Source organism: Brachyspira hyodysenteriae ATCC 27164, assembly GCF_001676785.2.
Taxonomy (GTDB): Bacteria; Spirochaetota; Brachyspiria; order Brachyspirales; family Brachyspiraceae; genus Brachyspira; species Brachyspira hyodysenteriae.
On sequence record NZ_CP015910.2, the window covers coordinates 2,511,395 to 2,524,752 of the forward strand.

Here is a 13,358-nt window from a genome sequence, read left to right on the forward strand (position 1 = left end):
TTTTATTTAGTTATTTATTATATATTACTTAAACAAAAATACTAGTGTAAAGTATAACTAATAATTTTAAATAAAGTAATATTATTATTTTAATTGATATATGTGCATAAAAATTAAATTCGTTTATTTTCTTCATCTTCTGCTATTTTTTTTACAACAGCTACACCAATTAAAGTTAAAACAAGCAATATAAGCTTATGAATAATTGCAGTTATTAACTGAGTTATTATAAATGCTATTAAAAAAGATACTGCATATTTAGAAAAAGTATTAGGAAGGAAAGAAGCATTTTCTAATTTAAAATTATAAATAATAAAAGTAAGTGGTATAGCAATTATAATAGTAAATATAGAAACTGATATTATAGAAGCCGACATAATTTTTTTATTTTCTTTTTCCATTTTTCAAAAACCTCATAAATTATTTTTATTTAATTATTATCGTATTTTAATTTTAATAAAATACCTATATAAAGTATATATAACTAATTATTTTAAATAAAGTAATATTTGTAATGATATAATGGAATATAATACTAAATTGCTTCTAAGCTAAAAAATAAAATCTTTTGAAAACTATATATTATTTATTAGAAAAAATACTCTCTCATTTCTTCCAATAAGTTTTTTGTTAATTGATAACTATAATAGTTTTGTATAACAGAATCAATGCCTCAGTATGAATAAATAGCAGTTAAATCATTTTCATCTTTAATACAATCAGTTATAAGTTTAGTATTAAAAATACTTATGAATAAAAACAGCCGCAAATATTTTCTTTAATTAATAATTCTTTATGTTAGAAAATAATTTATGTATTTTTAATAGTTCTTCAACTGTCATTTTTTTATTAAATAAATTGTCAATCTTTCATTTTTTTACTTATAACTTTTATTAAAACAACACATACTAATATAGCAATAATAAAAGGCACTGCGAAAATAAAAGAAATACTAGCAGGAGCTGAAGCACCGTCAAATTTAATAGCATAATACATATAACCATAATTGAAAGCAACTACAGTAACCATCATATAAGAAAATAAATAGGCTATGATTTTAATAGTTTTTATAATTCTTTGTTTATTATTCATTTATAAATCTCTTTTATTTATCTTTTAAATAAAGAATAAAAATTTAAATATAAAAAATCCCAACAGAAATCAATCTATTGGGATAAATATATAATATATACCCGGCAACGTTCTACTCTCCCGTAAAGCTACCCTTACAGTACCATCGACGATGAAAGGCTTAACTGCCGTGTTCGGAATGGGAACGGGTGTATCACTTTCTCTATGGTCACCGAAATAATATTAGCAAATTAAAAGAACAATTTTTAGTATCTTTGCCAGATATATAAGAGCGTAGATGTCTCATTCTTTTATTATAATTTCCTTATTTTAAGAAGAAAACGATAATATGGTCAAGTCATTGGTCTGATTAGTGCTGCTCAGCTGAACAGGTATTTCTTCCCTGCTTACACTTGCAGTCTATCAACGTCGTAGTCTCCAACGAAACTCATAGGGAAAGTTAATCTTGAAGGAGGCTTCCCACTTAGATGCTTTCAGCGGTTATCCCGTCCGCACATAGCTACTCTGCGATGCTCTTGGCAGAACAACAGATACACCAGCGGTGCGTTCATTCCGGTCCTCTCGTACTAAGAATGACTCTTCTCAACTTTCCAACGCCCACAACGGATAGGGACCAAACTGTCTCACGACGTTCTGAACCCAGCTCGCGTACCGCTTTAATTGGCGAACAGCCAAACCCTTGGGACCTGCTCCAGCCCCAGGATGCGATGAGCCGACATCGAGGTGCCAAACCTCCCCGTCGATATGAACTCTTGGGGGAGATAAGCCTGTTATCCCCGGAGTACCTTTTGTCCGTTTAGCGATGGCCCTTCCACTCGGGACCACCGGATCACTAAAACCTACTTTCGTACCTGCTCGAGATGTCTCTCTCGCAGTCAAGCCACCTTATGCCTTTATACTCTACTACCGATTTCTATTCGGTTTGAGGTGACCTTTGCACGCCTCCGTTACTCTTTAGGAGGCGACCGCCCCAGTCAAACTACCCGCCTGACAATGTCCGACTGCCGGATAACGGCTAATCGTTAGAATCCCATTTTGCGAAGGATGGTATTTCAACGATGGCTCCATGAAAGCTGGCGCTCCCACTTCAAAGCCTCCCATCTATCCTACACATCACAAAACAAAACTCAATGTCAAGTTATAGTAAAGGTTCACGGGGTCTTTCCGTCCTGTTGCGGGTAATCAGCATCTTCACTGATAATTCAATTTCACCGAGTTCTTCCCCGAGACAGTGCCCGGATCGTTACACCATTCGTGCAGGTCGGAACTTACCCGACAAGGAATTTCGCTACCTTAGGACCGTCATAGTTACGGCCGCCGTTTACTGGGGCTTCAATTCGAAGCTTCGCTTACGCTAACCTCTCCTTTTAACCTTCCAGCACTGGGCAGGTGTCAATCCCTATACATCCATTTACATGTTTGCAGAGATCTGTGTTTTTGTTAAACAGTCGGCCAGGCCTTTTCACTGCGACTCTCCTCTCAATATTGCTACCAAGATTCAAGCGTCTCTTTTTCCGAAGTTACAAGACTAATTTGCAGAGTTCCTTAGGGAAGATTATCTCGAGCGCCTTAGAATACTCATCTCACCCACCTGTGTCGGTTTGCGGTACGATTATGACATGCCTAACCTTAGAAATTATTTCTCGACAGCCTAGCTCATGCAACTTCCTGAACCCGAAAGCCCAGTCACTATCCAGCCTCAACCTTAAAGAAGCAAGCATTTGACTCACCTCAAGTCTAAACTGTTTGACGTTATCTACCAATCTAACGCGTACATAAACAATCTGTGTCATTCCATCGAAACATATCATAGTACAGGAATATTTACCTGTTTCCCATCGACTACGCTTTTCAGCCTCATCTTAGGGGTCGACTAACCCTAGGCAGATTAGCTTTACCTAGGAAACCTTGGGTTTGCGGCGAACGGGTTTCTCACCCGTTTTCTCGTTACTCATGCCTGCATCCTCACTTCTTATACCTCCAGCCCACCTCACGATGAACCTTCGACGGCTTAAAGAACGCTCTCCTACCAATTATAGATTAACTCTATAATTCCCTAGCTTCGGTACTATGTTTGAGCCCCGTTACATTTTCGGCGCAAGAACACTCGACCAGTGAGCTGTTACGCACTCTTTAAAGGAATGGCTGCTTCTAAGCCAACCTCCTGGCTGTTTAAGTATTCTCACATCCTTTCCCACTTAACATAGATTTTGGGACCTTAGCTGAGGATCTGGGCTGTTTCCCTTTTGACAATGACGCTTATCCGCCGCTGTCTAACTGCCATGTTCTTAACTTACGGTATTCGGAGTTTAGTTGGGTTTGGTACTCGGTTAGGAGCCCTAGTCCATTTAGTGCTCTACCCCCGCAAGTAAACACATAACGCTGCCCCTAAAGACATTTCGGAGAGAACCAGCTATCTCCAAGTTTGATTAGCCTTTCACTCCTACCCACAAGTCATCCAAAGCCTTTTCACGGCCACTGGTTCGCACCTCCATTCGATGTTACTCGAGTTTCGCGCTGCTCATAGGTAGATCACTTGGCTTCGGGTCGTATAGCATGCAACTAATTTCGCCCTATTAAGGCTCGCTTTCACTACGACTACAAGGCTATTACCTCTTAATCTTGCTACATACTATAAGTCGCAGGCTCATTCTACAAAAGGCACGCCATCAGGCCATCTACTATTGCTAGCAGGGTACCCTCTGACTACTTGTAAGCTTAAGGTTTCAGGTTCTATTTAATAACCCTCAACGGGAGACTTTTCACCTTTCCCTCACGGTACTCTACACTATTGGTCACTGGTTAGTATTTTGCCTTGGATAGTGGTCTACCCAGATTCAAACAGGGTTTCACGTGCCCCGCCCTACTCAGGAACGATAAAACCTTGTCTATATGATTTCGTGTACAGGACTATCACCCACTATGGTCTGCTTTTCCAAAACAGTTCCACTATCATATAAAGCAAAGTCGATGCATGCAAGTACATCGCTTACCGCCCTACAACACCATAATAACAACGCCTTGCAGCTTGACATTATTAAGGTTTAGGCTCTTCCCCTTTCGCTCGCCACTACTTAGGGAATCTCAATTTTGATTACTCTTCCTCCAGGTACTTAGATGTTTCAGTTCCCTGGGTGTCGCCTCATACACCTATGGATTCAGTGTATGATATAGAAGGTTTACTTCTATAGGTTTTCCCATTCGGTGATCTACGGATCATAGAATATTTGCTTCTCCCCGTAGCTTATCGCAGCTTGTCACGACCTTCATCGCCTTCCAGTGCCTAGGCATCCACCTTAAGCCCTTACTTACTTGACCATATTATCCTTTTCTTCTTTTATATAGAAGCAAAAGCTAATATATCAAATTGAATGAGACTTTTAGCTAATTAAAGCTGTTTCTTATCTAATTCTTTAGTAACGCTCCGCTTAATTGTTTCTACTCTAAGACACACAATCTAATTGTGTTTTCTTTATCTAGTGAAGATTTTTATAATCGCTGATTTCCGTTTTATGTTGGAAAAAACTTTCTAAAAATCTACGCTCTCATATATCTGTCAAAGAACCTTAAGTTTCCAGCTGATGTTTCGTTTCTTTCGTTTTGTTTTTTGTTTCTCATCAACTGTTTTATTATTATAGCATACAGTCAAAAAAACGCAATACTTAAAAACCTTTATTTCACCTAAAAAAAGCAAATATTTTTAAAATATTTAGTTATATAATACATTTTATACAAAAAATAGCCTTGAAAAAATCAAAAGCCATAAAAAGCCTTTTTTGATACCTGATTTTTTTCAAAAATTCTGGAATTATATTGAAATTCTGACTGAAATTTGGAAATTTTTTATTAAAAAAAAGAAATTCTGTATGAATTTGTGAATTTCTTTATTAAAAATCCAAAAAACTAGCATATTTTAAAAAAATAATATATAATTTTTTTTAAAGTTACTAATAAACATTTGAAAAGAGAGTTATTAATATGAGTGTAAACATTGAAGAAAATGGAAATTTAAAATTAAGTGCAGGAAATATTGTTTTTTATGAAGGAGAAAATGTAAAAAACATATCAATAGTTACAAAAGGAGAAATAGATGTTTATATTTCTTCTAAGGAAATTCTAGGTATAGAAGATGAAAATGAAGTTATGAGATATAGCTGCAGATTATTTTCAATTCCTAAAAATATTATGCTTGGTATTGGAAGTTATAAATCAAATTCTAAATATATGTTTTCTTTTAAATCAAAAGATAATACTGAAATATATGCTGTAAAAACACCAAATCAAGAATATGTAAAAAGCTTTTTTAAAGTTAATAAACCATATCTTACAAGCATGTATCATTCTATTGCATATTTAATACTTAAATCTTATGAAGAATATATTAAAATTAAAAAAATAAATTCTGATATAAAAATAATATCTTCAAATCTTGCTGTTATATATTTTAATTTGCAGCAAAATAAATCAAAAAATATAAAATCAGAAATTTTTAAAGGATATAAAGAAATTTATGATGATTCTATAAACTCTGGTTTTAATTTTCCTGCTTCTTTTGATGTTGACTTCATAAGAGCAGACCATTCTGAAATATATATGCATAATAAAAATCAGCTAATAGAAAATACAGAAAAATTAGATTTTGAAATTGACTATGTAAGAAGATTTTTAACTATGCCTAAAGAAATAAAAAATCAATTCTTCACTTATGATGAAAATATGAGTTTAGATGCATCTCATATGTTATATGAAAATTTAAGAAAGATATCATCATTACTAAAAAATGAAATAGTTGAGGCTATAGAAAACATACTATTCTTATCTTCTAATGAAGATGAATCTTTATTTGGAGAGTATACTAAAACTGCTCTTGATTTAGATAAGCAAGGAAAAGATAATGAAGTATGGGTTAAATACATAAGATTTATGTCTAGTATAATAAAAGACATTTACAATAAAATTAAAACAGAATATGATTATGATCTTCATATAGACATCGATGAAATAGATTCAATAATCAGAAGAATATCTGCAAACTCTGCAAATCCATCTGAAGATAATATAGCTGCCGGAATAGATGATATTGATAATGTTAAAGTTACATTAGGATTTGAAGAATTACCTGAAGAAGTAAAAAATCCTACTAAAAAATTAATAGAAATGTCTGGAATAGATGAAAATAAAGCTAAAAACTTCATGAAATCTTTACAGGCATTTAGAAAATTAAGAGATAAATTCAGTACAGACGATGATGTAAGAAAAATAAGAAGAGGTGTTTCAAGCGTATTCTTTGAAATATACAGAGAAATTGCTAAAAGATCAATAATAAACGGAGATAACAGCAGACTTATAAAAATGTTTTTAAACTTCGGATATATGGATGATCAGCTTCTTACTCCTAATCAAATAATGGATCTTTATGAAATAAAAGACAAAAGTAAAACTAAAAGAATTAATGTATTTTATATAGATGAATGGCTACAAAAAATTTATGATAAAGATGAGCCTCCTTCTGTTAATGGATTCGGTCAGGATTATAGAGAAGCTTTGAGAGAATTGAAAAAACGCGGTACTATAAGTGATAAAGAATTAGAAGATCATTGGGAAAGTTCATCAAAAAGACTTGAATATGAAGTTGATAACATGATTGAAACTACTCATAGATTATGTTATGGTCAGGTTAGTGTATATTTCCCTATACTTCATAAAGATATGATAACCAAAGATTTTGAAAAAGCATTAATCAGAAGAGATGTAATGGAAAAATCTATAAAAGATATAACTGATATAGATTTCTCAGCATTCTACAGAGAGGTATTATATAAAAATAAAGAATTAAACATAGAAAAAGAATTAGTTATGCAGGAAGTTTTGCCTAATATAATACTTATGCCTACATTCGGTTCAAGAGCAATAATGTGGGAAGAACTTTCAAGCAGACAAAAAAATAGTACAGGAAGATTCTTATTCCCAATATTTACTTCTGAAGAAATAGATTCTTTATTAATACCTACTATAGGAGCATTTAGATGGGAATTATGTAAAACTATGCTCGGACCTGCTTGGAATGATATTACCCAAATGTCAATTACTTCTGAGTACAGCGATTATGTTCAGTTCTATAAGAAAAATAGAGGACTTTCTGATGAAGCTAAAGAAAAATTAAAAGTACAAATTAAAAAATGCAGAAACAATCTAAGAGAAGTATTTGTAACTGACTATAATCTATGGATAAGATATGAAAGTAAAGGTATTATGAGACTTAACAGAGTAGCAAGAGGTATATTATATAGACAAGTACCATTTGCTAAAGATATAAGAGTTGAACTTGAAAAACAGCCTATGTATACAGAAATAGCAAACAGATTCAAAAACATAAGAAACAAAAAAGCTACTGAGTTAGAAAACAGATACTTTAAATTCACAAAATCAGGAAATCCTTTACCTGATGAATTACAGCATCATATAGATTTCTACAAAAATATGTAAAAATTCAGACTGTAAAAAATATTACTAAAAAATAAAGGGCTTGAATAAATAATTTTCAAAGCCCTTTTTTATTTTTAATATCCTTAAGCAGCTAATAAATATAAATTATACAAATCTTTAGTAGGATTATCTATTATTTCAGGTTCTGCATTAATTTCTAAAACATAAACTATCGTCTAATATTTTAAATTGTACCAAAACAGACTCTTAGGAAACTGTTCATGTTATTTCAGATAATGAATATATAAGCTTTTCTGTAAAATTTATTTTTTACATCACTAATGCATTTGATTTGTATTTGATTCATTTATTTTTTATTTTTGAATCATTTTATTTAGCATTATCATCATAAATTTAATTTTATTAATTTATGCTAATGACTCTATTTTGCCACGAAATTAGTACTAACATAATTAAACTCATTCATCAAATTACTTTTGTATAATTATTTTTATTTATAATATAAAATTTATATACCTATGATACCTATACAAGACAAAACTCTATTATACTATATAACGGTATATATATTTTCATTTAATAAGATCAAAAATTCCACATTTTACAACAATAACTATTTTTGAAGTAAAAATTACAAGAATAAAATCATCTCAGAAAACATCAAAAGCTAAAATATATTCATCATATTTAATTATTTAAGAAAGTTTATTTATATTATCATTTGACAATAATGTATATGCATGATTTTTATATAATAAATTTGCAATTTAATTTTTATAAAATTATCAGAATATATAAAAAATTTTATCTTCATTTTTTGAAGAAACATTTTTAATTAAACCTACTCAATTAAAACAAAATTTCACATTATATCATTTCCACTGACGCAATTATGACAAAACATAATTAAACTCCAAGTTAAGCATTATTTTTGATTCAAATGTTTTGCCCTCAATATGAAGATATAAATTTTTGATAATAATCTAATGTATATAAACTGCCTTCTTGAAACAAACATACCATTATATAAAAATATGATTATAGTATTATTATTACTTTATTAAACCGCATGTGAAATACAATACATCTTCATAATAAAGTTTGGAAGTTCATCTAATTCTTTATTTGTAAACCAAGTATCTGTCTTTTATAGCCTATAACTGCTTTCTTACTCTTTCAATATATTTATAATGTGATTGATCATTTTTCTTAGCATTATTACTATTTTCTAAAGCAGCATTAATAGTACTTTCTCAATTAGGATAAAATTTTATATTATCATAATTTTTAGTGCCGTAATTTTGGAAAACATAATTAAACTTCTTGTTTATATAAATAATCATTATACTAAGATAATAATTTATGCCTATTACATTTTTTATCGTAGTAATTATTTTTATGATTTTTTTACAAAAAAGTGATTTTTTAGGAGAATATATAGTAAATAAATATAAGATACAAAAATATATTATGAAAAATATAATTTATATTTTAAAATATTTTCAAGCAAATTATTTTTTTTTCGATATTTATGGAAGCATAATGCTATATTTTACAACTATACTTGCAATAAAATTCATATATTGTTAAAATAAGCGTAAGTATTAGTATGTAAAGAGTGTTATAATGAGATTAGACTATATAAGACCATTTACAGATGCGTCCAATGAAATATTACAAAATTATATTAAAGATGGAATAAAAATTGGAGATATAACTTTAAAAGGTGATTTTGTAAATGCTTCTGGTATTATAGCTATAGTAGCATTATCAAATGATATAGTCGGTCATTTTATAATAGATATGAAATTAGAAACTGCTAAAAAAATAGTTTCTATAATGAATGACAGAGAAATAAAAGATATTGATAAATTATCATTATCTACACTGCAAGAACTTGTTAATTTAATAGCAGGACTTGCTGTAACAAAATTAGAAACAGACGGATATGATGTTGATATATCACCGCCTGTTATTATGAAAAGCAAAAATTTGGAAGTTTCGATAAGCGATTCGGAATTTCTGCATATAAAATTAGATACCTCTATTGGCGATTTTAATATATTAGTTGCCGTAGAATCAGAAAAGGAGTAAAGAAATATGTCTGACATTAATACAAAAGAAGCTGATGGTATAAATGAATTTGGAAAACCATACAAAGTTCTAATCGTAGATGACTCTGCATTTGTTGTTAAACAATTACAGCAAATCTTTGTATCTGAACAATACAACGTAGTCGGCACTGCAGAAAACGGAGAAGAAGGCGTCCTTATGTATAAAGAATACAAGCCAGACTTAGTAACTATGGATATTACAATGCCTAAAATGGATGGTATTACTGCATTGACTAAAATAATAGAATACGATAAAAATGCTAAAGTTGTTATGGTTAGTGCTTTAGGTAAAGAAGATATGGTAAAAAAAGCACTTCTAGCTGGTGCTAAAAACTATATTACTAAACCTTTGGACAGAAAAAAAGTTCTTGAACGTATAAAAATGGTTCTTACAAAAAAACAATAATAATTTATTGCCTATTTGCTTGGAATAATTTATTTTGAATGAGCTAAAATTAACCGACAAACAATTTGATCTGTTTAAAGATTTTGTATATAGAGAAAGCGGTATATGTTTTAATGTTATCAATAAAATTATTTTAGAATCAAGAATAGCTTCTTCTATGAAAGATAGAAATCTTGATGTAGTGGAAGATTACTATAAACTTGTTTCTTCTGACAAAGAAGAATTAAAAAAATTTTTAGATAACATTACTACAAATCTTACTAAATTTTTTAGGAATGAGCCGAACTTTAAATTGTTAAAAAATTATGTTCTGCCAAAAATAATGACATATAAAAAACCTGGAGAACAAATAAGAATTTGGAGTGCCGGCTGTTCTACAGGTGAAGAGCCCTACTCTATAGCAATAACTTGTTTGGAAACACCTGGTATAAAAGACAAAGATATTAAGATATTTGCTAGTGATTTGTCTCTTAACTCCTTGGTAGCTGCCAAGGAAGGAAGATATGAAGGGCATAAAGTTGAAAATGTGCCAAAAGAATATTTAAATAAATATTTTGATAAATTATCTTCCGGAGAATATTCTATAAAAAATGATATAAAAAAATTAATAACTTTTGATTATCATAATTTAAGACATAGAGGCAGCCAGTCAAATATGGATGTCATTTTTTGCAGGAATGTTCTCATATACTTTGATAATGAGTCTGTTAAACTTACAGTTAATAGATTTTATGATATACTAAATGAACATGGATTTTTATTTATAGGACATAGCGAATCACTATTCGGACTCGATACTAAATTTAAATTTAATAATATAGATAATTCCATAGTATATACTAAAAATTAGGAGTTTTATTAATGTTTTCAAAAAGAAATGATAATACAGAATCTAATTCTATTATAGGTGAAGGATCTTTCTTCAAAGGTGAATTTACATTAAACGGTACATTGAGAATAGACGGATGTTATGAAGGCGAAAAATTAGAAGTAGATAATGTTTTTGTAGGCGCCACAGGAAAAGTGAAATCAAATATAAAAGCTGTTTCTGCAGTTATAGAAGGTATAATCATCGGAAATATAGAGGCAAAGAACAGAGTGATGCTTATGCCTACAAGCAGAGTACTTGGGGAAATAAGAACTCCTGAATTAATAATACAAAATGGAGTTATATTAGAAGGATTATGTATAGTATCCCAAGATCCGCTTACTAATCCTAAAGAAACAATTTTAGAATTATATAATAATGGTAATACAGATAATCAAAATTAATTTATTGGATTATATTAAATAATAATGCCTTACCTATATAACGTTGAAAAAAAGATTAGCATACATATCATAGTAATAACTTTAATTGCTGCAATAACTGTAATAGGAACTGCATATTTATTCACTTCTAACTATATAGAAAAGAAAAGATTAAAATCCATATATAATTATATGGAATCAGAAGATTATAATAATGCTTCATTCCTATTCAATGATCTTTACAGTAAAAGACCTTTAAATAAAAATATATTAATAACAGGAATAGATTTATACTATGATATTCTTATAAGATCTGATAAAAAAGAAATAATAGTAAATGCAAGTGAAAATATTATAAGATATGCTAATCAGCTATTATTATCTTTTAAATTTATAAAAAATAAAAATATCATACATCAAAGATTGGCTTATAGTTATCAAAGATTGGGGCAAGCATATTATATTGATTCATATAATTCATATATAGATGCAATAAATGAAGGAGATAATAGAACTTCAACAGCTATAGAGTTATCTAAAATTTGCTATGAAATAGGATTATTTAAAGATGCTGTAAAATATTTAGAAAATGCTATTGACAGAGAATTAAGAATAAATACTGATAAATTTATAAATATGGAATTATATTATGAACTTGCAAATGCCTATGAGGGTGATAAAGATTATACAAAAGCTATACAAATATTATCTTCTATGGACGGTAAATTTAATAATAATATCATCTTAGAATCAAAAACTTATTTCAAATTAGGAAATTTATATTACAGACAAGGATTATATAAAGAAAGTGAATTTTTTTACAAAAAGGCATTAGAGATAGATGAAAAAAATCCTGATTTATATTATAGTATAGGAACATTATATTTAGAAACTAAAAGAAGAAATGAAGCTGTAAAAATGTTTAGAGAAGCTATAAAAATAGATAATTCGTATAAGCCCGCTAGGGATACTTTAAGGAGATTGTAATAAATGTTTAACTGGTTATACAATATGTTCTCAAGTGATATGGGAATAGACTTAGGTACTGCTAATACTCTTGTATATGTTAAAGGAGAAGGAATTGTTTTGGCTGAACCTTCAGTGGTAGCTATAGAAAAAAGTACAGGAAATGTAATAGCAGTTGGAAATGAAGCTAAGCAAATGTTGGGTAAAGTACCTAACTCTATAGCAGCAATAAGACCTATGAGAGATGGAGTTATTGCTGACTTTGAAACTGTTGAAAAGATGATAAGATACTTTATCAATAAAGTACATAATAAAAGAACTTTGGTAAAGCCTAGAATAGCTATAGGTATACCTACAGGAATTACTGAGGTAGAAAGAAGAGCTGTAAGAGAAAGCTGCGAACAGGCTGGAGCTAGAACTATATTCTTAATAGAACAGGCAAGAGCTGCTGCTATTGGAGCTGATATGCCTATAAATGAACCTCATGGAAACATGATCATAGAGATAGGCGGAGGTACTACTGAAGTTGCTGTTCTTTCACTTGGAAGTATGGTAAGAAGTGCTTCTATAAGGGTTGGAGGAGATGAGCTTGATGATGCTATTATCAAATACATGCAAAGAACTCATAACCTATATATCGGTGAAAAAACTGCTGAAGAAATTAAAATCAATATAGGACATGCTTATAAAGGCGATATATCAAAAACTATGGATATTAGAGGAAGAGATTCCGTATCAGGACTTCCTAAAACTCTTACTATAAATAGTGCAGAAATTAAAGATGCTATAGCTGATATATTAATAGAAATATTAGAAGCTGTAAAATCTGTACTTAATCAAACACCTCCTGAAATTTCTGCAGATATTGTAGAAAGAGGTATAGTTATGAGCGGCGGTACTTCCCTACTTCCTGGTTTTACTGATTTAATTTCTATGGAAACAGGAGTACCTGTAATTCTTGCTGAGAGTCCTCTTACTTGCGTTGCTATAGGATGCGGTAAATTTATAGAGGAAACTAAGAATTTAAAGAATTATAGAAGATACTCATAACCGGAAAAATTATAAAAGTTTTATTAATATAG

9 protein-coding genes and 2 rRNA genes are annotated in these 13,358 nt (G+C 30.2%); 7 read left to right on the forward strand and 4 right to left on the reverse strand.

The annotated features are described in order from the left end of the window. Positions 1 to 113: 113 nt before the first annotated feature. From BHYOB78_RS10975 to BHYOB78_RS10990, 4 genes are all read right to left on the reverse strand, one after another. Positions 114 to 401: a hypothetical protein gene (locus BHYOB78_RS10975; RefSeq protein WP_020064607.1), complete on the reverse strand. Its 288-nt coding sequence runs from the start codon at positions 399 to 401 to the stop codon at positions 114 to 116. A gap of 460 nt (positions 402 to 861) precedes the next feature. After that, positions 862 to 1,092 (reverse strand): hypothetical protein, encoded by a 231-nt coding sequence (locus BHYOB78_RS10980; RefSeq protein WP_020064608.1) that lies wholly within the window; start codon positions 1,090 to 1,092, stop codon positions 862 to 864. Between the two features lie 99 nt (positions 1,093 to 1,191). Next, positions 1,192 to 1,308 (reverse strand): 5S ribosomal RNA (rrf, locus tag BHYOB78_RS10985). A gap of 112 nt (positions 1,309 to 1,420) precedes the next feature. Beyond that, a 23S ribosomal RNA gene (locus tag BHYOB78_RS10990) occupies positions 1,421 to 4,410 on the reverse strand. 660 nt (positions 4,411 to 5,070) lie between these two features. Here BHYOB78_RS10990 and BHYOB78_RS10995 point away from each other — a divergent pair. The 7 genes from BHYOB78_RS10995 to BHYOB78_RS11030 all read left to right on the forward strand — a co-directional run bounded on the left by BHYOB78_RS10995 (position 5,071) and on the right by BHYOB78_RS11030 (position 13,326). Further along, positions 5,071 to 7,578, forward strand: coding sequence for a DUF8509 domain-containing protein (locus BHYOB78_RS10995; RefSeq protein ID WP_012670854.1), 2,508 nt, complete (start codon positions 5,071 to 5,073; stop codon positions 7,576 to 7,578). Positions 7,579 to 9,165: 1,587 nt separating this feature from the next. Further along, a complete protein-coding gene (locus BHYOB78_RS11005) occupies positions 9,166 to 9,633 on the forward strand; it encodes a chemotaxis protein CheX (RefSeq protein ID WP_012670855.1) in 468 nt (155 codons plus the stop codon). A 6-nt stretch (positions 9,634 to 9,639) separates the two neighbouring features. Then, positions 9,640 to 10,059 (forward strand): response regulator, encoded by a 420-nt coding sequence (locus tag BHYOB78_RS11010; RefSeq protein ID WP_012670856.1) that lies wholly within the window; start codon positions 9,640 to 9,642, stop codon positions 10,057 to 10,059. Between the two features lie 34 nt (positions 10,060 to 10,093). Continuing rightward, the gene (locus BHYOB78_RS11015) at positions 10,094 to 10,909 is read left to right on the forward strand and encodes a CheR family methyltransferase (RefSeq protein ID WP_012670857.1); all 816 of its coding nucleotides are present in this window, start codon (positions 10,094 to 10,096) and stop codon (positions 10,907 to 10,909) included. Between the two features lie 11 nt (positions 10,910 to 10,920). Further along, positions 10,921 to 11,331: a bactofilin family protein gene (locus BHYOB78_RS11020; RefSeq protein WP_012670858.1), complete on the forward strand. Its 411-nt coding sequence runs from the start codon at positions 10,921 to 10,923 to the stop codon at positions 11,329 to 11,331. Between the two features lie 24 nt (positions 11,332 to 11,355). After that, positions 11,356 to 12,297 carry a tetratricopeptide repeat protein gene (locus tag BHYOB78_RS11025; RefSeq protein WP_012670859.1) on the forward strand — a complete coding sequence of 314 codons (942 nt, stop codon included), beginning with the start codon at positions 11,356 to 11,358 and terminating at the stop codon, positions 12,295 to 12,297. Positions 12,298 to 12,300: 3 nt separating this feature from the next. Continuing rightward, positions 12,301 to 13,326 carry a rod shape-determining protein gene (locus BHYOB78_RS11030; protein WP_008726738.1) on the forward strand — a complete coding sequence of 342 codons (1,026 nt, stop codon included), beginning with the start codon at positions 12,301 to 12,303 and terminating at the stop codon, positions 13,324 to 13,326. The last annotated feature ends 32 nt before the right edge of the window (positions 13,327 to 13,358 follow it).